The organism is Variovorax sp. dw_308, from assembly GCF_019207085.1.
GTDB lineage: Bacteria > Pseudomonadota > Gammaproteobacteria > Burkholderiales > Burkholderiaceae_C > Variovorax.
Genome location: NZ_JAATOM010000003.1, coordinates 375,390 through 395,433 on the forward strand (window position 1 = coordinate 375,390; position 20,044 = coordinate 395,433).

The following is a 20,044-nucleotide window of genomic DNA, read 5'->3' on the forward strand; positions in this document are numbered from 1 at the left end:
AGCGTGTAGTCGGTGTCCGACGCGACAAGGCGCACACCTGCCTTGCGCACACCTGGCGCCTGCGCTTCAATGAATCGCTCGCAAGCCCCGGGACGCGTCAACCCGTCCGGTCACAGGGAACACAGTGCAAATCCATCATCAGCATTTCGGCGAGCAAGACAGCTGGCTCTTTCGCGAAGGCACCCATGCCCGCATGCACGACAACCTCGGCTGTCACCTGCATGCGGACGGCAGCGGCGCCACCTTTGCCGTGTGGGCGCCCAATGCGCAGGCCGTGTCGGTCATCGGCGACTGGAACGGCTGGGACGACAGCGCCCTGCGCATGCACCCGCGGCCCGATGGCAGCGGCATCTGGGAGGCCATCGCACCCAAGGCCACGCAGGGGCAAGCCTACAAGTACCGCGTCTTCTCGCAATTCAACGAGTATGTGGTCGACAAGGCCGACCCCTTCGCGTTCTGCGCGGAGGCGCCGCCGGCCACCGGCTCGCGCGTGTGGTCGCTGGACCATGAATGGCATGACGGCAACTGGATGACCACGCGAGGCGCATGCAATGCGCTGGATGCGCCGATGTCCATCTACGAAGTGCACCTCGGCTCGTGGAAACGCCGCGACGGCCAGATGCTCAGCTACCGCGAACTCGCGCACCGCCTGGCCGACTACGTCGCCGACATGGGCTTCACCCACGTCGAGCTGATGCCCGTCACGGAACACCCTTTCTATGGTTCCTGGGGCTACCAGACCACCGGCTACTTCGCGCCGACCGCGCGCTACGGCACGCCGCAGGACTTCATGGCCTTCGTCGACCACCTGCACCAGCGCGGCATCGGCGTGCTGCTGGACTGGGTGCCCTCGCACTTCCCGACCGATGAACACGGCCTCGGCTATTTCGACGGCACGCACCTGTTCGAGCATGCCGATCCGCGCCAGGGCTTTCATCCGGAGTGGAACTCCAGCATCTTCAACTACAGCCGCAATGAGGTGCGCAGCTTCCTGATCTCGTCGGCGCTGTTCTGGCTGGAGCACTACCACCTGGACGGGCTGCGCGTCGACGCCGTCGCCTCGATGCTCTACCTCGACTACGCGCGCAAGCACGGTGAGTGGATTCCCAACCGGAACGGCGGACGCGAGAACCTCGAAGCCATCGAGTTCCTGCAGGATCTCAACCAGGCCATCTACCGCGAGCAGCCCGACACGGTGCCCATCGCCGAGGAATCGACGGCCTGGCCGCTGGTCACGCGTCCTGTCGACATGGGCGGGCTCGGCTTCGGCATGAAGTGGAACATGGGCTGGATGCACGACACGCTAAAGTACTTCAGCAAGGACCCGATCCATCGCCGGCATCACCACAACCAGCTGACCTTCTCGCTGGTCTATGCCTTCAACGAGAACTTCGTGCTGCCGCTCTCGCACGACGAGGTGGTGCACGGAAAGGGGTCGCTGATCGGCAAGATGCCGGGCGACAACTGGCAGCAGTTCGCCAACCTGCGCGCACTGCTTGGCTACATGTGGGGGCATCCGGGCAAGAAACTGCTGTTCATGGGCGGCGAGTTCGGGCAGCGGCGCGAATGGACGCATGACGGCGAACTGGAATGGTGGGTGACCGAACTGTCGGACCATGCCGGCCTCCAGGCCTATGTACGGCAACTCAACCGCGTGCTGCGCGAGGAGCCCGCGCTGCACCAGCTCGACTTCTCCTCCGAAGGCTTCGAATGGTTGCAGGCGGACGAGGCCGAAACCAGCGTGCTGGTGTTCCTGCGCAAGCCGCTCGCGGGCGGCACTCCCGTGCTGATCGCTTGCAATCTGACCCCGTTGCCGCGTACAAACCATTGCGTGGGTGTGCCCACGGGGGGCGTCTGGCGAGAACTGCTCAACAGCGACGCGAAGGAGTTCGGCGGTGCGGGCTGGGGCAACATGGGCAGCGTGCAAGCTGCACCGCTTCCCGTCGGCCACCAGCCCTATACCCTGACCCTGACGTTGCCACCGCTGTCCACCATCATGCTGAGGCCCGCTGTCCATGACTGAAATGCATACACCGGTTCTCCTGACACCCACGCTGCCGGGCATGCCCGACGACGGCCATGCGCGCGCGGTCATCGACGCCGTGCTGCCGGTGGTCGACGGCGGGCGCTTCGCGGTCAAGCGCACCGCCAGTGAAAAACTGGAGGTGAAGGCGCATTGCTTCGCCGACGGGCATGACGTGCTTCGCGTGCTGCTGCTGTGGCGCGCCGACGGCGGCGCCACGCATGAAGTGCCGATGGTGCTGCTGAACAACGACATCTGGGAAGCCGACTTCACCGCGCCCACACCCGGGCGCTACAGCTATGGCGTGGTGGCCTGGGTCGACTCGTTCGCGTCGTGGCGGCATGAGCTCACGCGGCGCGTCGACGAAGAGGACATCCGCGTCGCGGTGCAGGTGGGCGCCATCGAAGTGGCCGCGGCGTCGGGCCGGGCCTCGGGCGCGGACCGGCAGGCATTGACCCAATGGGCGCAGGCCCTCGATCGCGACGCAGCAGACCGGGCCATCGACGGCGCGGCGCTCAAGGCGCAGGCGCTCGACCGGGACCTGGCCGAGCTGGCCGGCCGCTATCCGGACCGGCGCTTCCAGACGCGCTCGGCCGAGTTGCCGCTCATCGTCGACCGCGTGCGGGCCCGCTTCAGCAGCTGGTACGAGCTGTTCCCGCGGTCCACCGGCGCACCGGGCACGCACGGCACGCTGCGCGACGTCGAAAGCCGCCTGCCAGCCATCGCGAAGATGGGCTTCGACGTGCTGTACATGCCGCCGATCCACCCCATCGGGCGCATCGACCGCAAGGGCAAGAACAACACGCTCGTGACCGAGCCCGGCGACGTGGGCAGCCCCTGGGCCATCGGCGCGGCCGAGGGCGGGCACAAGTCGATCCTGCCGGAACTCGGCACGGCGGAGGACTTCCGCCACCTGGTGGCGGCAGCGGCCACGCATGGCATCGACATCGCGCTCGACATCGCGTTCCAGTGCGCACCCGACCATCCCTACGTCAAGGCGCATCCCGGCTGGTTCCGCTGGCGCCCCGACGGCACCGTGCAGTACGCCGAGAATCCGCCCAAGAAGTACCAGGACATCTATCCCTTCAACTTCGAATGCGATGACTGGCAGGGCCTGTGGATCGAGCTCAAGAGCGTGTTCGACCACTGGATCCACGAGGGCGTGAAGATCTTCCGCGTGGACAACCCGCACACCAAGGCCTTTCCGTTCTGGGAGTGGTGCATCACGCAGATCAAGCGCGAGCATCCCGGCGTGATCTTCCTGGCCGAGGCCTTCACGCGACCCAAGGTGATGCACCGGCTGGCCAAGCTCGGCTATTCGCAGTCCTACACCTACTTCACATGGCGCAACACCAAGGAAGAACTGACGAAGTACTTCACCGAACTCTCGCAGGGCCCGGGCTACGAGTACTTCCGCCCCAACGTCTGGCCCAACACGCCGGACATCCTGCACGAGCAGTTGCAGACGGGCGGGCCGGGCATGTTCCGCCTGCGCCTGGTGCTGGCCGCCACGCTGGCCGCGAGCTACGGCATCTACGGCCCGGCGTATGAATTGCTGGAGCACTTGCCGCGCGGCCCGAACAGCGAGGAATACCTGGACTCCGAGAAGTACCAGATCCGCAGCTGGGACCACGACCGCCCCGACAGCATCGCCCCCCTGATCGAGCGCGTGAACCGCATCCGCCACGACAACGTCGCCTTGCAGTTCAACCGCAGCCTGCGCTTCCTGCCGGTGGAGAACGACCAGTTGCTGGCCTACGCGAAGGAATCCGACGACGGCCAGAACATCGTCGTCACGGTGGTCAACCTTGATCCGCACAACGCGCAATACGGATGGGTCCATCTCACGGCCGATTCCATCGGCGTGGACCCTGGCGGCACCTGGCAGATGCATGATCTGCTCAGCGACGAGCGCTACCAATGGCAGGGCGACTGGCACTACGTGCGCCTTGACCCGCACCACACGCCTGCGCACATCATGCTGGTGCGGCGCCGCACGCGCAGCGAGCAGGACTTCGACTACTACCTCTAGGGGCATCAAGAACATGAACGCCAATGTCCCCGCCCTTGCCCTCGAAACGCCAGAGGTCGATCACACCAGCGACCCCCAGTGGTACCGCGACGCGGTGATCTACCAGCTCAACGTCAAGGCCTTCTTCGACACCGACGGCGACGGCATGGGCGACTTCAAGGGCGTGACCGCCAAGCTCGACTACGTGAAGGACCTGGGCGTCAACACGATCTGGCTGATGCCCTTCTACCCCTCGCCCTTGCGCGACGACGGCTACGACATCGCCGAGTACGAGGACGTGAACCCGCAGTACGGCACGCTCGCCGATTTCAAGGAGATGCTCGACGAGGCGCACAAGCGCGGATTGCGCGTGATCACCGAGCTGGTCATCAACCACACCTCGGACGCGCATCCGTGGTTCCAGGCCGCGCGCAACGCGCCGCCGGGCTCGCCCGAGCGCAACTTCTACGTGTGGAGCGACACCGACCAGATCTACCAGGGCACGCGCATCATCTTCACCGACACCGAGACCTCCAACTGGACCTGGGACCCGGTGGCCAAGCAGTTCTTCTGGCACCGCTTCTTCAGCCACCAGCCGGACCTCAACTTCGACAACCCGGCGGTGCTGGAAGCGATCTTCAAGACCATGCGCTTCTGGCTCGACATGGGCGTGGACGGCTTCCGGCTCGACGCGATTCCCTACCTGGTCGAGCGCGACGGCACCAGCAACGAGAACCTGCCGGAGACGCACGACGTGATCAAGAAGATCCGCGCCGCACTCGACGCCGAATACAAGAACCGCTTCCTGCTGGCCGAGGCCAACATGTGGCCCGAGGACGTGCGCGAGTATTTCGGCGATGGCGACGAATGCCACATGGCGTACCACTTCCCGCTGATGCCGCGCATGTACATGGCCATCGCGCAGGAAGACCGCGACCCGATCGTCGAGATCATGCAGCAGACGCCCGACATCCCCGAGGGCTGCCAGTGGGCCGTGTTCCTGCGCAACCATGACGAGCTGACGCTGGAGATGGTGACCAGCCGCGAACGCGACTACATGTACACCACCTATGCCTCCGACAAGCGCGCGCGCATCAACCTCGGCATCCGGCGGCGCCTCTCGCCCTTGATGGACAACGACAAGGACCGCATCAAGCTCATGAACGGCATGCTGCTGTCGATGCCGGGCTCGCCGATCATCTACTACGGCGACGAGATCGGCATGGGCGACAACGTGTTCGTCGGCGACCGCAATGGCGTGCGCACGCCGATGCAATGGGCGCCCGACCGCAACGCCGGCTTCTCGCGCGCCGACCCTCAGCGCCTCTACCTGCAGCCGATCATGGACCCGATGTACGGCTACGAGTCCGTCAACGTCGAGGCCCAGCTGCGCGACAACAGCTCACTGCTGCACTGGACGCGCCGCATGCTCGCGGTGCGCAAGACCAGCAGCGCCTTCGGCCGCGGCAAGAAGGTCTTCATGCGCCCCGGCAATCGCAAGGTGCTGGCCTACCTGAGCCTGTTCGAGGATGACGTGATCCTGCAGGTGTTCAACCTGTCGCGCGCCGCGCAGCCGGTGGAGCTGGACCTGTCGGCCTACAAGACACGCGTGCCGGTCGAGATGCTGGGGCGCACGACCTTCCCGCCCATCGGCGAGCTGCCCTACCTGCTGACCATGCCTTCCTACGGCTTCTACTGGTTCAAGCTCACCACCGACGCGCCGATGCCCGTGTGGCACCAGGAGGAAGTGGGCTTGCGCGACCGGCCGACGCTGGTGCTGTTCGACGGCTGGCAAAGCCTGTTCCGCGAAAGCGTGATGCCGTGGCGCATGGCCATGGCCGACCGACTGCGCGAGCAGGTCGAGTCCGATCTGTTCGCGCGCCACATCGAGGTGCAGCGCTGGTACGGGTCCAAGGGCAGCGCCATCGCACGCACCACCATCGGCGAGCACGCGGTGTGGGAACGCGGCCGGCTGCGCTGGATGCTGCCGCTGCTCGACGTGCAGGCCGCGGACGGCCCCTCGACCTACTTCATGCCGCTCGCCCTGGCCTGGGAAGACCACGACGAAGAACGCATGAAGCAACTCACGCAGGCCGTCATCGCCAAGGTGCGCCAGCAGGCCGAAGTGGGCCTGATGGGCGACGCTTTTTATGACGAAGCCTTCTGCCGCGCCGTGGTGATGGGCATCGCGCAGGGCCTGGTGCTGCCGGCCACGCATGGCGAGATCCGCTTCACCTCCACCGGCGCCCTGGTCGACGTGACCGACGAGGACATCGACGCGCTCGAAGTCAGCAAGCCCAGCGCCGCCAGCAGCAACACGGTCGTCACCCTGGGCGACCAGTTGTTCCTCAAGGGCTATCGCCGCCTGCACGAAGGCGTGAACCCGGAACTCGACGTGGGCCGCTATCTCACGCAGGTGGCGCGCTTCGCCAACTGCGTGCCGGTGGCCGGGGCCATCGAATACCACGGCGCAGACGGCAAGGTGATGACGCTCGCGCTGCTGCAGGCCTATGTGCCGAACCAGGGCGATGCATGGGACTACACGCTGGGCTACCTGGACCGCGTGCTGGCGGAACAGCGCGACCTGCCCGAAGGCGGCACGGTCGTCGACCACGGCGCCTTCCTCAAGCTGACGCGCGTGCTGGGCCAGCGCACCGCCGAACTGCACCTGGCCTTCGCGCGTTCGCAAGGCGACCCCGCATTCGACCCCGAGCCGCTGGTCGCCGCGGACCGTATCTCGCTGCGCGACAGCGCAGCTGCCGAGGCCCGCCGCAGCTTCGACATGCTGCGCCAACGCCTGCACGGCCTGCCGCCGGAGGTGCAGCTCGATGCCGAACGCCTGCTGGGGCGCGAAGCCGCGTTGCTGCAGCGCATCGAGGCCTTCCCAACGGAGGCGAGCAGCCCGGTCGCCTTCAAGACCCGCTTCCACGGCGACTACCACCTGGGCCAGGTGCTGGTCTCGCGCAATGATTTCGTCATCATCGACTTCGAAGGCGAACCGGCCCGCAGCTTTGACGAGCGGCGCGCCAAGACATCGCCGCTGCGCGACGTGGCCGGCATGCTGCGCTCCTTCAACTATGCGCGCTGGTCCTCGCTCAAGCGCAACGCGCAGAACCCGGAGGAACTGGCCCGCCTCGACATCGCCGCCGCCGACTGGGAGCAGCAGGTGCGCCAGGCTTTCCTGGGCGGCTACGTCGACACGCTGGCCGCGGCCGGCGCGGCGCCACCGGAGCCCGGGATGCTGTCGCTGTTCGAGATCGACAAGGCCATGTACGAGCTTCGCTACGAGTTGAACAACCGGGTCGACTGGGTCCAGGTGCCGATGCAGGGCCTGCAGGCACTGGCCACCGGCGCCGATGGTCCACGGATTGAAGCAAGAGGAGATGTCGCATGAACCAGTTCCAGATCGGCCTCGAGCCGCTGCGCGCCTTCCTGTTCCAGATCGGCGCCTACCTGCCGCGGCTGTTCTTCGCGGCCGTGGTCATCGTGGCCGGCTGGCTCATCGCCAAGGTGGTGCGCTTTGCCGTCACCAGGGGGCTGCGGGCCGCCAACTTCGGCTTGCTGACGCAGCGTTCGGGAATGGACAACTTCCTCAAGCAGGGCGGCCTCAGCAAGGACACCAGCGACCTGATCGGCCTGCTGGCCTACGGCATGGTGCTGCTGGCCGCGCTGATCATCGCGTTCAACGGCCTGGGGCTGACCTACATCACCGACCTGCTCGGCCGCGTGATGTGGTTCGTGCCGAACATCTTCGTCGCCCTGCTGGTGCTGGCCTTCGGCTCCTACTTCGCCAAGTTCGTGGGCGATGCGGTCGTCCATTACGGCCGCAGCGCCAAGCTGGCGGATGCGACCTTCTTCGGCAAGGTGGCGCGCTACGCGATCATGATCTTCGTGGTGCTGATCGCGCTGGACCATGTGAAGGTCGGCGGCGACATCGTGCGCGAGAGCTTCCTCGTGATCCTGGCCGGCGTGGTGTTCGCGCTGGCGCTGGCCTTCGGCCTGGCGGGCAAGGACTGGGCCGCGGACCGCATCGCGCAATGGTGGCCGCATGGAGGCCGCGCCACGCCGCCCGCGCCCGCCACGACGCCGCAACGCGACATTCCCCCTGTGGCGCCCGCGGAAAGCGCCTTCGAGGCGCCAGCAGCGCCGGCCAGCGAACAGGCCGCCGCCACCAGCCACGTGACCACGCTGCGCCCGCGCGGCCGGCCGCTCATCCAGAGCCGGCCCGCCGATCCACCGCCACCGCTTTGAAAGACCCAAGCCGCGCATGAACCATGTTCACGCCATGCCCTTCGGAGCCTCCGTGCTCGACGCTGGCGTGAGATTCAGCTACTGGGCCCCAGACGCAGAACGCATCGGGCTCGAACGAGGTGAGCAGCCGCCCGTGCCCATGCAACGCACGGCTGATGGCTGGCACCGGCTGGACGTACCGCAGGCCCGCGCAGGCGAGCGCTATCGCTTCTGCCTGCCCGACGGCACGCGCGTGCCGGACCCCGCATCGCGGCGCAACCCGGTCGACGTGCACGGCGCCAGCGAGGTGATCGACCCACAAGCCTACGCCTGGCACGACGACGAGTGGCGCGGACGCCCCTGGACCGAGGCGGTCATCTACGAACTGCACATCGGCGCCTTCACACCGGAAGGCACTTTCGCGGCGGCACGCAAGCGCCTGGTCGACCTGGCCACGCTCGGCATCACGGTCGTCGAGCTGATGCCGGTGGCCGCCTCGCCGGGCCACCAGGGCTGGGGCTACGACGGCGTGCTGCTGTTCGCTCCCGATGCCTGCTACGGCACGCCGGACGAGCTGAAGGCTTTCGTCAATGCAGCGCACGACCTCGGCCTCATGGTGCTGCTGGATGTGGTCTACAACCACTTCGGCCCGGAGGGCAACTACCTGCACGCGGGCAGCCCCCACTTCTTCAATGCCGCGCACCAGACCCCCTGGGGCGCCGCCATCAACTACGACGGCGAAGAGGCGCGCACGGTGCGCGATTTCTTCGTGCACAACGCGCTGTTCTGGGTGGAGGAATACCGCTTCGACGGACTTCGCATGGATGCGGTGCACGCGATCCGTGACGACAGCCGCCCCGACATCGTCGAGGAGATCTGCACCGCGCTGCGCGACGGCCCCGGCCGCGAGCGCCACATCCACGTCGTGCTGGAGAACGATGCCAACGGCGCGCGCTACCTGGAGCGCGACGCCACGGGCCAGCCCCGTATCGCCACCGCGCAGTGGAACGACGACCTGCATCACGCGGCCCATGTGCTGGTCACCGGCGACTCCGATGGCTACTACGCCGACTACGCCGATGACCCCATCGACCACTTCGGCCGTGCACTCGCGGAGGGCTTCGTGTTCCAGGGCCAGGCCTCGCCCTTCCGCTCCGGTGAAATGCGCGGCGAGCCGAGCACGCACCTGCCCTCCAACGCCTTCGTCTCCTTCCTGCAGACGCACGACCAGGTCGGCAACCGCGCCTTCGGCGACCGCATCGATGCGCTGGCCGATCCGGCGTTGCTGCGCGCAGCCTATGCCTGCCTGCTGTTGTCGCCGCATGTGCCGATGCTGTTCATGGGCGAGGAATACGCGGCCTCCACGCCCTTCCTCTACTTCTGCGACTTCGGCCATGAACTCGCTGCCGCGGTGTCGGACGGCCGGCGCGCCGAGTTCGGCAAGTTCGCAGCCTTTGCCGACGAAGCCGCGCGCGCCCGCATCCCCGACCCCAACGCGGCCTCCACCTTCGAGGCTTCGAAGCTGAACTGGCAAGAGCGCTTGCACGGTCCGCACCGCGACTTCCTTGCCTTCATCTCGGAATTGCTGGCGATCCGCCGGCGCCTCGTCACGCCGCACCTGGCCAACCAGCGTGGCGGCGGGCAGTATTGGCGCGAAGGCGAGGTCCTGCGCGTCGATTGGTCGCTCGGCAGCGCGCGCCTGCGCCTGCTCGCCAACTTCGGCAGGAAGCCGCTCACCGGCATCCAGCCGCTGGCCGGCTCACCGATCTACGCCACCGGCCTCGCGCCCGCCGGCAACAACAACGAAACGCTACGCTTGGCCCCTGGCGCGGTCTGCGTCACGCTGCAGGAAAACAACCATGGATGAGGCTCCCGGCGAACACGAGGCATTGCATGCCCTGTGCGCCCACTTCGGCATTGCCACGGACTACCACGACATCTTCGGCCACCGGCATGTCATCGCACCCGACAACCTGCGCGCGCTGCTCGGCACCTTCGGCATCGACATCGCGCAGCCGCTGCAGCAGGGCCTGCGCGCCGTGCGCTCGGCCGCATGGCTGCTCGCGCTGCCGCCCGCCGCGGCCGTCGACGCCGGCCAGCCGCACTGGTCCCTCGGCGTTCGCGTGCCGGCTGCACTGGCCGAGGCACACTGGACGCTGGTCGAGGAAGGCGGCACGCGCCACCGCGGCCATGTGCGCCTGCACGACTTCCACGAAGAGTCACGCACCGACGTGAACGGCGTGGCGCATTGCGAGCGCCGCGTTGCATTCACGGTGGCGTTGCCGATGGGCTACCACCGCCTCACGCTGGACGACCTGCCCGGCGAGACGCTGGTCATCAGTGCACCGCCAAATTGCTACAACCCGCCGGCCATGAAGGACGACGTGCGCGTGTGGGGCCCGGCGGTGCAGCTGTATGCGCTGCGCTCCAACCGCAACTGGGGCGTCGGCGATTTCACCGACCTGGCCCGCTTCGCGCAGCAGGCCGCGCAACGCGGCGCCGGCATCCTCGGCCTCAATCCGCTGCATGCGCTGTTCCCGCACAACCCGGCGCATGCGAGCCCCTACAGCCCGTCGTCGCGGGTGCAGCTCGACGTGCTCTACATCGACGTCGAGGCCGTCGACGAATTCCGCGAATGCGAGCCCGCGCAGCAGCGCGTGCGCGCGCCGGAATTCCAGGCGCGGCTGACCGCCCTGCGCGACACCGAACTGGTCGACTATCCCGGCGTCGCCGCGGCCAAGTTCGAGGTGATGGAACTGCTCTACGCGCACTTCCGCACGCAGCACATCGCCCATGGCACGGCCAGCGCGGCGGCCTTCGACGCCTTCCGCGCCGACCGCGGCGATGCACTGCGCAAGCACGGCTTGTACGAGGCGCTGCAGGAGCATTTCCACCAGTCCGATCCCGGCACCTGGGGCTGGCCCGTGTGGCCCGAGGCCTACCGGTCACCCGATACGCCCGAGGTCGCGCACTTCGCCGAGTCGCATGCCGAGCGCATCGGCTACTTCGAATACCTGCAGTGGCAGGCCGCGCGCCAGCTCGGCTACGTGCGCGAGCAATGCCAGGCGCTGGGCATGGCGGTCGGCCTCTACCTCGACCTGGCCGTGTCGGTCGACCGCGCGGGCTCCGACGCCTGGTGCGAGCGCGAGCTGTTCGCGCTGGGCGCCAGCGTCGGCGCGCCGCCCGACGAGTTCAACCCCAACGGCCAGGGCTGGGGCCTACCGCCATTGCGGCCGGACAAGCTGCGCAGCAGCGGCTATCGCTTCTTCATCGAGACCTTGCGTGGCAGCATGCGCGGCGCCGGCGCCTTGCGCATCGACCATGTCATGGGCCTGATGCGCCTGTTCTGGATACCGCCCGACAAGACACCGCAAGATGGCGCCTACGTGCACTACGCGCTGCACGAGATGCTGGCCATCGTCGCCATCGAGAGCCAGCGCCAGCGCTGCATGATCATCGGTGAGGACCTCGGCACCGTGGCCGACGAGATGCGCGGCGCGCTGGCCCGCTTCCAGGTGCTGTCGTACCGCCTGCTGTACTTCGAGCGCAATCATGAAGGCGACTTCAAGGCGCCGGACGAATACCCGCGCCATGCATTGGTTGCCATCAGCACGCACGACCTGGCCACGCTCACCGGCTGGTGGGCCGGCCACGACCTGCGCCTGCGGCTCACGCTCGGCCTGTTCCCGAGCCAGGCCATCTTCGAGAAGCAGTTGTTCGACCGCGCCCAGGAGCGCGTCCGGTTGCTGCTCGCGGTGCAGCGCGTCGGCCTGCTGTCGGCCGATGCCGTGGTCGAGGCCACTGGCGCGCAAACGCTGTCGGCCGCCACCGTCACCGCCATCCACGCCTACCTCGCGAGCACGCCGTCGCAGGTGATGATGGTGCAGCTGGAAGACACGGTCGGCATGCTGGAGCAGGCCAACATGCCCGGCACGACCGACTCGCAACCCAACTGGCGCCGCAAGCTGCGCCTCGACCTGCCGCAACTCGCGGCCGACGTGCCGACGCAGCAGTTGTGCGAAGCCCTCGCCGCCATTCGTCCGCACCCGGCGCCGCAGGCCGGCGCGCGCCGCAGCGCCGAGGCGGTGATCCCGCGCGCCACCTACCGCCTGCAGTTCCACAAGGACTTCGGCTTCGACGACGCCATTGCCGTGCTGCCCTACCTGGCGCGGCTCGGCGTGAGCCACATCTACTGCTCGCCGATCCAGCGCGCGCGGCCAGGCAGCATGCACGGCTACGACGTGGTCGCGCACGACGAGATCAATCCCGAGCTGGGCGGCCGCGAAGGCTTCGAGCGCTTCAGCGCCGCGCTCAAGTCGCACGGCATGGGGCAGTTGCTCGACCTGGTGCCCAACCACATGGGCGTGCTCGGCGCCGACAACGCCTGGTGGACCGACGTGCTGGAGAACGGCCCGTCGTCGCTCTACGCGCAGCACTTCGACATCGACTGGCACCCGCTCAACATCGAGCTGCAGGACAAGGTGCTGCTGCCCGTGCTGGGCGACCACTACGGCGACGTGCTGGGGCGCGGCGAACTGGTGCTGGTCTTCGATGCCGAGGCCGGCAGCTTCGCGCTCCACTACAACGAGCACCGCTTCCCGCTCGCGCCGGAGACCTGTCCGCGCGTGCTGCAGCGCGCCGAGTCGCGCATCGCCGATGCCGACATCGGCGCCAGCCTGGCCAGCGTCGCTGCATCCTTCGGCCACCTGCCGGCGCGCACCGCCACCGGGCCCGAGGCCGTGGCCGAACGCGCGCGCGACAAGGAGGTGCTCAAGGGCCGGCTCGCGCGGCTCGTGTCCCGGCAGCACGACGTGGCGCATGCCATGGCCTCCGCCGTCGCGGAATTCAACAGCGCGGCCGAGCGCGACGCACTGCACGAACTGCTCGACGCGCAGGCCTACCGACTCGCCTTCTGGCGCGTGGCGGCCGACGAGATCAACTACCGCCGCTTCTTCGACATCAACGACCTGGCGGCCTTGCGCATCGAGCGCGAGCCGGTGTTCGAGGCCACGCACGGCATGGCGCTCGACCTGGCGGCGGCCGGCCTCGTCGACGGGCTGCGCATCGACCACCCCGACGGCCTGTACGACCCGGCCCAGTACTTCGAGCGCCTGCAGCATGGCTTCGCGCGGCGCGCCGGCATCGCGCTGCCGGGCCCGGATGCGCAGGGCCGGCCGGCGCGGCCGCTCTATGTGGTCGCGGAAAAGATCGCCGCCTCGCACGAGGAAGTGCCCGAGCAATGGCACGTGCACGGCACCACCGGCTACCGCTTTGCCATGGTGCTCAACGGCGTGCTGGTCGACACCGGCGCGGCCGACCGCTTCGACCGCATCTGGCGCAGCTTCACCGGCGTCGAGGCCTCCTTCGGGCAGCTCGCCTTCCTCGGCAAGCACGCCATCATGCGCAACGCGCTCTCGTCGGAACTCAACGTGCTCTCGACCGAGCTGCTGCGCATCGCGCGCGCCGACCGCCACACGCGCGACTACACGCTCAACACGCTGCGCCGCGCGCTGGCCCAGGTGGCGGCCTGCCTGCAGGTGTACCGCACCTACATCATCGAGGCGCCCTCGGCGCAGGACTTCCACTACATCGAGCAGGCCGTCGCCCGGGCGCTCCAGCACAGCCCCGAGGCCGATGCCTCGGTGTTCGACTTCGTGCGCCGCACGCTGCTGGGCAAGGCGGTGGCGGATGCGCCTGCCGAACTCCATGCGCGCGTGTTGCGCTTTGCGATCCGCTTCCAGCAGTTCAGCGCGCCGGTCACGGCCAAGGGCGTGGAAGACACGGCCTTCTACCGCTACTTTCCGCTCAGCTCGCTCAACGAAGTGGGCGGCGAGCCTGCGCATTTCGGCATGACCGTGGCAGCCTTCCACGAGGCCAGCACCGACCGCGCCCGCCGCTGGACGCACACCATGCTTGCCACGTCCACGCATGACAACAAGCGCTCGGAAGACGTGCGCAACCGAATCAACGTCCTGTCGGAATTTCCTGCGGCCTGGCGCCTCGCCCTGCGCCGCTGGCGCGAGATGAATGCAGCGGCGCCCGGCGGCGCGGCGTTGCCCAGCGCGGCCGACCAGTACCTGCTCTATCAAACGCTGCTCGGCACGCTGCCGGCCGGCGGCCTGGACGACGACACCCGCGCGCCGTACATCGCCCGCATCGAACGCTACGCGCTGAAGGCCGCCCGCGAGTCGAAGGAATTCACCAGCTGGGTCACCCCGAACGCCGACTACGAAGCCGCGCTGACCGGCTTCGTGCAGCGCCTGCTGACCCCTGCGCAAGACAACGTCTTCCTGCCCGACCTGCAGGCGATGAGCGCCACGCTCGCCTGGTTCGGCGCGCTCAACAGCATGTCGATGACGCTCATCAAGTACACCTCGCCAGGCGTGCCCGACCTGTACCAGGGCAACGAGCTGATGGACCTGAGCCTGGTCGATCCGGACAACCGCCGGTCGGTGGACTATGGGCTGCGCGCGCAGTGGCTTGACGCACTGGCGGCACAGGCGCAGCAGCAACCCGCCGACATCCCGACGCTGGTCCGCGACCTCGCACAGTCACCGCACGACGGCCGCGCCAAGCTGTGGCTGACCTGGCGGCTGATGGGCTTGCGCAAGGAGGTGCCGCTGCTGTTCCGCGATGGCGGGTATGCGGGGCTGCACGCCCGGGGCGCCAAGGCGCAGCACATCGTGGCGTATGCGCGGCAGCACCGAGGGCAGGCGCTCGTGGTCATCGCGGGGCGCCTGTTCGCAGGACTGGAGGCCGACGCCGCCGATGCCGCCGCCGCGCAACGCCTGCCGCTGGGCCACGCGAGCTGGGGCGACACGGTGGTGAAGCTGCCGGGCTGGCCGGAGGGCACCCGCTTTCGCAATGTGCTGACCGATGAGACGCTGGTGATGGTGGACGGGGCCGTGCGGGTAAGTGATGCGTTTGGCAGTTTGCCTGGCGCTGCGCTTGTCAGCTTGCCTCCTGCGTGAGCCACTCGTTGCGCGTGAAGCCCGAGGCATTTGGCAATGCGTTGGGGACTCGCTCGCGGCAACGAGCAGCAGCATTCAGGGGCTGGTGAGCGCTGAGGAAAAAGATCAAGGGGCTACGCGTGGGAGATGCGCTCCACCGCTTCGCTCACCTTCACGATGACGATGCCCCGATGACTGCCCATGCTCAGCAAGTGGCGGTCGCCGCTGACGATCAGGTCGGCCTGGGCGGCCACGGCCGCAGCGATGACGTGATCGTCGTCCGGATCATTCGGTACCACGCGCGGTACTTCGACAGGAGGCTGCACCATCGTAACGATGAGCTCATACCTGCGCATCAGCGCAGCCACGTCGGTTTGCAGCATAGCCAGGCGCTTGGTGAATCTCGGATAGTTCAGGGTGTGTTCCAACTCGGCCAACAACATCGCACTGCTGAACAGTTCGATTCCCTCGTCCACAGCCTGCTCCATCAGGCGCAAGGGCGGGCCGCTCCACAGCAGCGCGCCGATCACCACGTTGGTGTCAAGCAGCAGTCGTCGGTGACCGGGCGTTGCAGGCGCTGCCATCAGTTGCTGTTGCGGCGGCGCTCGGCGCGCACTTCGCGCACGATATCCACGATCTCTTGCTCGATCTCGGGCGTCAGTTCTTCGATCGGCTCACGCGCGTGCAGCGCTCGCAGGCCCTCGACGGCTTCGCGGCGAAGCTGCGCGCGCAGGATGGCTTCCATCTTCTCGGGAGAAAACAGGCCGGCACTTCGGGCTTGCTGGGCCAGTTGGTCGGGGAGATCAATTTGCACGGTGGTCATTTGGGGTTCCTCGCCGGGGCTGCGTGGGTTGCTTTTCAGGTTGTACCGCAGGTTGCCTCGGTTTAGCTAAACCAGGCGCCGGAAACCCTTGCGCAGAAGGCTGCGCCGCCCCCTCCTTTAGCCGCCAAGACCAGGGCAAAAACTCCTTGGATCCGAGGTGGGGACTGCGTTCGGTCTTACCGCAGCTGCGCCTGGTGTCCATACCCTGTATTGCGAGACCTCGGTCCAAACAAATTGGCTCTGCACCACAAGGGCGCCGCGCGCCCGAGCCCCCTAGCGCAACCTGCCTTACACTTGCCCCCTCATGCCGTCCCATCCCCTCCCCCTCGCACCCAACGCCGCTTCCCGGGGCCGTGCGATGTCGCTCGCCTTCGCGCGAGCAGTGGATGCACGAATGATTACCACCATGACCGCCGCGGCCACCTGAGCACGCGCAGGTGGCCGCTTCGGCAGCCACCTGGTGTCTCTTCCGCTTCTCCAGCGAATCCCAAGAAACCCAGCTCTGGCAGCCGGGTTTTTTTGTTTTTGCCAGGAGAAGTTTCATGTATCGCGATCCCGTCCAGTCCTTCCAGCCCGAGCACCAGGTGCCGGCCAGTCTTCGCCCCCTGCGCGTGGGCATGATCGGCATCGGCACCGTTGGCGCCGGCACCTTCCGCGTGCTGCGCCGCAACCAGGCCGACATCGTCGCGCGCACCGGGCGCGGCATCGAGATCGTCATCGTCGCCGCCCGCCAGCTCGGCCGGGCCGCGGAGATCGTGGGCGACACAGGCGTGACGCTCACCGACGATCCGCTGCTGGTCGCCACCCATCCCGGCATCGACGTGGTGGTCGAGGTCGCCGGCGGCACCGGCCCCGCGCGCGACTGGGTGCTGGCCGCCATCGCGCACGGCAAGCACGTCGTCACGGCCAACAAGGCGCTGCTGGCCGTGCATGGCGCGGAGATCCTCGACGCCGCCCGGCGGCGCGGCGTGGCCGTGGCCTACGAAGGCGCGGTGGCGGTGAGCATCCCCATCGTCAAGGCGCTGCGCGAAGGGCTGGCCGCGAACCGCATCGAATGGGTCGCCGGCATCATCAACGGCACCAGCAACTTCATCCTCTCCAGGATGCGCGACGAGGCGCTGGACTTTGACACGGCGCTCGCACAGGCCCAGGCGCTGGGCTATGCGGAGGCCGACCCGGCCTTCGACGTCGAAGGCACCGATGCTGGTCACAAGCTCTCCTTGCTGGCCGCCAATGCGTTCGGCATGCCGATCCGATTCGCCGATGCACAGGTCGAGGGCATCACGGGCCTCTCTCGCCTGGACGTGGCCTGCGCCGAGCAATTGGGCTACCGCGTCAAGCTGCTGGGCATCGCACGGCGGCAGGCGCACGGCGTGGAACTGCGCGTCCAGCCCGCGCTGCTGCCCGCCACGCACCTGCTGGCGCAGGTGCACGGCTCCATGAACGGCGTCATGGTCAAGGGCGATGCGGCCGGCATCACGATGTACTACGGCGCGGGCGCAGGCTCCGAGCAGACCGCCTCCGCAGTCATCGCCGACCTGGTGGACATCGCGCGGCTGGATTGCACCCGTGCCGCGCAACGCGTGCCGCACCTGGGCTTCCAGGCCCATGCGGTGCGTGATCTGCCGGTGCTCCCGCGCGCCGACGTGTGCGGCGCGCACTACCTGCGGATACCGGTGGCGGACGCCGGTCAGGCCGAGGCGATGGCCAACTGGCTGGCGGCGCGGCAGGTGCCCGTGCGCCGTGTTGCGCTCGCCGACGCGCAGCCCGGCATCGGCCCGCAAGTGCTGGTGCTGACCGAGACGGTGGTGCAGGCCGATCTCGACCAGGCCGTGCAGGCGCTGCATGCCCATCCCGCGCTGGCGGGCCGGGTCACGACCCTGCGCGTGGAAGACTGGATGGCCTGAGCAGGTGTGAATCTTTCTACTGCGGCCACCGATCTCGGGTCTGCGGTCCTCACCGCACGAGAGTGGGGTTCCGGTCCGCGAACCGGCCTCCCGGCAGGCGCCCTCGCTACGAAATCTTCACACCTTCTGACGCCACTCCTCCGAGGCGTCGGCCGGGGCGGCCTGCGCGCGCGTCCCGGCCAGTGATTTATTTGGCAGTTCCCGCAGCCCGCGCCAACGAAGCGCAGCCACTGAGAAACATTCACACCGTAATGTGTCTTGGTCGTGAACAATTGCCAAGCAACAGTGCCTCAACACCGTTCTTCCTCGATAGCATCGCGCCTCCAGGGATGTTTCAGGGAAGAAATCGATGAGTTCAACGAGAAGAAAGTTCGTGCTGTCGGCCGCTGCCGCAGCACTTGGCGGCGTCGCATTGACGGGCTGCTCGCGCAGTTCCATGCCGGAGGCGCCCAGGCCGGTCGTGAAGAAGATCCTCGTGCTGCCGGTGCTGCCGCCAGACCGCTTCTGGACCTACAACAACCTGATCCGCGGCGTCATTGCGTCGGCCATCGCCAATCGCATCAAGAGCAACATCTTCGACGAGAAGATGGCCTCCGAGCGCAACGCCATGGGTCCGAAGCTCACGGCCGCCCTCGTCGAGCAATTGCGCCGCCAAGGCTATGACGCCGAGGTGCTCGACTGGCCCGATCGCAAGGACCCCTACGCCGTCGACATCGACAAGCTGCCGGGGACCGCTCCCGTGCTGCACGTCTACTTCGGCGAAGCGGGCATGGATTCTGCCAAGTTCTCGCGCTACTACCAGCCGCGCGTCAACATCAGCGTGGACCTCGTGGGCCGTGGCACGGTCGGCTCGCTGTATGGCGAATCGATCTACTACGGCGCCGACGCGCGCGGCGAGGCCTCCTGGAGCGTGCCGGCGCCCGAGCGCTTCCGCTTTCCGGACTTCGAATCGCTGGTGGACCGACCGGCAGAGGTCGTTGCCAGCATCGACGCCGGCATCCAGGGCCTTGCGCAGCAGGTGGCGCGCAACATCAAGGACCAGACCTGAAGAAGGTGTGAGCGAACCCGCCATGCTCGAAGTCATTGCCAAGACCCTGGGCCGCCTGGTGATGAGCGGCCTGCTGCTCGTCGCCTGGCACGCGTACAAACGCCACGCCGACGGGAGCAGTTCCGGCGACATCGATGCGTGGAACGCCATGGAATACGGGGCTGCCTTCCTGCTGGTCTGGGCAGCCTACCCCGTGCTGGCGCGCTTCGCCGGACCCGACGCCGAAAAGCTCCAGCAACAGGCGGCCATGCCCGAGGCCGCATGGGAAATTGCCTGCGAGAACGCCAGCGCCCGGGCCATCGCCCAGTACGGTCGGTCCGCAGGCGTCAGCCAGACCTGCCCGCTGTGCAATTGCCTCATCTCGGTGCGCGCCGTCGATGGCGGCATGTGGCTGTCGGTGGCCACCGACTGCGCCTGCCACAAGTGCGCGGGCAAGTTCCGGCTGCCCTCGCCTCGCGCCCGGAGCGCGGCGGTCCTCGCCAGGGGCCGCGACAGGCTCCGCGGCTTCGACGTGCCGACGACGCAGCCGGCTCAGTTGCTGCCGGACACGTCTTCCGAAGGCCAGTCGCGGATGTAGGCCTTGAGCATCTTGTTCTCGAAGTTCTGGCTGTCGACGACGGCCTTGGCCACGTCGTAGAAGCTGATCACGCCCATCAGCATGCGCTGGTCCATCACGGGCATGTAGCGGGCATGCTGCTCGAGCATGATGCGGCGGATCTCGTCGAGCTCGGTTTCCATGGTGCAGGTGACCGGATGGTCGTCCATGGCCTTGCGCACCAGCGTGCTGCCGACACCGCCGCCATTGGCCACGATGGCCTGGATCACTTCGCGGAAGGTGAGCATGCCCACCAGGTCGCCATGCTCCATGACGACGAGCGAGCCGATGTCCTTCTCGGCCATCGTGTTGACTGCCACCAGGAGCGTCTCGTCGGGCGTGACGGTGAACAAGGTGCTGCCCTTGACGCGCAGGATGTCGCTGACTTTCATGGTGGTTTTTCCTCTGCTGGGCGGTGGCGAATGCGAATTGAATATAGCCCACAATCATCGCCCAC

12 protein-coding genes are annotated in these 20,044 nt (G+C 67.6%); 9 read left to right on the top strand and 3 right to left on the bottom strand.

Features of this window, described 5'->3' with window-relative positions; all coding sequences use genetic code 11:
- The first annotated feature begins 124 nt into the window (after positions 1 to 124).
- From glgB to HCU76_RS08230, 6 genes are read left to right on the top strand one after another with little or no spacing between them, the layout of a single operon-like run.
- The gene (gene glgB / locus HCU76_RS08205) at positions 125 to 2,023 is read left to right on the top strand and encodes a 1,4-alpha-glucan branching protein GlgB (RefSeq protein WP_218508973.1); all 1,899 of its coding nucleotides are present in this window, start codon (positions 125 to 127) and stop codon (positions 2,021 to 2,023) included.
- Positions 2,016 to 4,055, top strand: coding sequence for an alpha-1,4-glucan--maltose-1-phosphate maltosyltransferase (locus HCU76_RS08210; RefSeq protein WP_371319779.1), 2,040 nt, complete (start codon positions 2,016 to 2,018; stop codon positions 4,053 to 4,055). Before glgB ends, HCU76_RS08210 begins: the two co-directional genes overlap by 8 nt.
- 13 nt (positions 4,056 to 4,068) lie before the next feature.
- Entirely contained in the window at positions 4,069 to 7,428 is a 3,360-nt protein-coding gene (treS, locus tag HCU76_RS08215) for a maltose alpha-D-glucosyltransferase (protein WP_218508974.1), read from the top strand.
- Entirely contained in the window at positions 7,425 to 8,285 is an 861-nt protein-coding gene (locus tag HCU76_RS08220) for a hypothetical protein (protein WP_213955700.1), read from the top strand. The genes treS and HCU76_RS08220 overlap by 4 nt, the downstream gene beginning before the upstream one ends.
- Positions 8,286 to 8,301: 16 nt before the next feature.
- On the top strand, positions 8,302 to 10,131 hold the full coding sequence (gene treZ, locus HCU76_RS08225) for a malto-oligosyltrehalose trehalohydrolase (protein ID WP_218508975.1): 1,830 nt from the start codon (positions 8,302 to 8,304) through the stop codon (positions 10,129 to 10,131).
- On the top strand, positions 10,124 to 15,235 hold the full coding sequence (locus HCU76_RS08230; RefSeq protein ID WP_218508976.1) for a malto-oligosyltrehalose synthase: 5,112 nt from the start codon (positions 10,124 to 10,126) through the stop codon (positions 15,233 to 15,235). Before treZ ends, HCU76_RS08230 begins: the two co-directional genes overlap by 8 nt.
- Before the next feature lie 113 nt (positions 15,236 to 15,348).
- Here the strand turns inward: HCU76_RS08230 and HCU76_RS08235 are convergent, their stop codons facing one another.
- On the bottom strand, positions 15,349 to 15,798 hold the full coding sequence (locus HCU76_RS08235) for a putative toxin-antitoxin system toxin component, PIN family (RefSeq protein WP_218508977.1): 450 nt from the start codon (positions 15,796 to 15,798) through the stop codon (positions 15,349 to 15,351).
- Positions 15,798 to 16,037: a hypothetical protein gene (locus HCU76_RS08240; RefSeq protein ID WP_218508978.1), complete on the bottom strand. Its 240-nt coding sequence runs from the start codon at positions 16,035 to 16,037 to the stop codon at positions 15,798 to 15,800. Before HCU76_RS08240 ends, HCU76_RS08235 begins: the two co-directional genes overlap by 1 nt.
- A 542-nt stretch (positions 16,038 to 16,579) precedes the next feature.
- On the opposite strand from HCU76_RS08240, the gene HCU76_RS08245 reads away from it, so the two are divergent.
- The 3 genes from HCU76_RS08245 to HCU76_RS08255 all read left to right on the top strand — a co-directional run bounded on the left by HCU76_RS08245 (position 16,580) and on the right by HCU76_RS08255 (position 19,569).
- Complete coding sequence (locus HCU76_RS08245; RefSeq protein ID WP_218508979.1) at positions 16,580 to 17,944, top strand: homoserine dehydrogenase; 1,365 nt, start codon at positions 16,580 to 16,582, stop codon at positions 17,942 to 17,944.
- Between the two features lie 349 nt (positions 17,945 to 18,293).
- Complete coding sequence (locus HCU76_RS08250; RefSeq protein WP_218508980.1) at positions 18,294 to 18,992, top strand: hypothetical protein; 699 nt, start codon at positions 18,294 to 18,296, stop codon at positions 18,990 to 18,992.
- Positions 18,993 to 18,999: 7 nt separating this feature from the next.
- Entirely contained in the window at positions 19,000 to 19,569 is a 570-nt protein-coding gene (locus HCU76_RS08255; protein ID WP_218508981.1) for a hypothetical protein, read from the top strand.
- Here the strand turns inward: HCU76_RS08255 and HCU76_RS08260 are convergent.
- A complete protein-coding gene (locus tag HCU76_RS08260; protein WP_213955692.1) occupies positions 19,524 to 19,979 on the bottom strand; it encodes a CBS domain-containing protein in 456 nt (151 codons plus the stop codon). The two genes, HCU76_RS08255 and HCU76_RS08260, sit on opposite strands and share 46 nt — an antisense overlap.
- Positions 19,980 to 20,044 lie beyond the last annotated feature (65 nt).

Bases quoted from the DNA above. Each gene is read 5' to 3' on its own strand.
- HCU76_RS08210 (WP_371319779.1), top strand. From the start codon at position 2,016: ATGACTGAAATGCATACACCGGTTCTCCTGACACCCACGCTGCCGGGC.
- treS (WP_218508974.1), top strand. From the start codon at position 4,069: ATGAACGCCAATGTCCCCGCCCTTGCCCTCGAAACGCCAGAGGTCGAT.
- HCU76_RS08220 (WP_213955700.1), top strand. From the start codon at position 7,425: ATGAACCAGTTCCAGATCGGCCTCGAGCCGCTGCGCGCCTTCCTGTTC.
- treZ (WP_218508975.1), top strand. From the start codon at position 8,302: ATGAACCATGTTCACGCCATGCCCTTCGGAGCCTCCGTGCTCGACGCT.
- HCU76_RS08230 (WP_218508976.1), top strand. From the start codon at position 10,124: ATGGATGAGGCTCCCGGCGAACACGAGGCATTGCATGCCCTGTGCGCC.
- HCU76_RS08235 (WP_218508977.1), bottom strand. From the start codon at position 15,798: ATGGCAGCGCCTGCAACGCCCGGTCACCGACGACTGCTGCTTGACACC.
- HCU76_RS08240 (WP_218508978.1), bottom strand. From the start codon at position 16,037: ATGACCACCGTGCAAATTGATCTCCCCGACCAACTGGCCCAGCAAGCC.
- HCU76_RS08245 (WP_218508979.1), top strand. From the start codon at position 16,580: ATGTATCGCGATCCCGTCCAGTCCTTCCAGCCCGAGCACCAGGTGCCG.
- HCU76_RS08250 (WP_218508980.1), top strand. From the start codon at position 18,294: ATGAGTTCAACGAGAAGAAAGTTCGTGCTGTCGGCCGCTGCCGCAGCA.
- HCU76_RS08260 (WP_213955692.1), bottom strand. From the start codon at position 19,979: ATGAAAGTCAGCGACATCCTGCGCGTCAAGGGCAGCACCTTGTTCACC.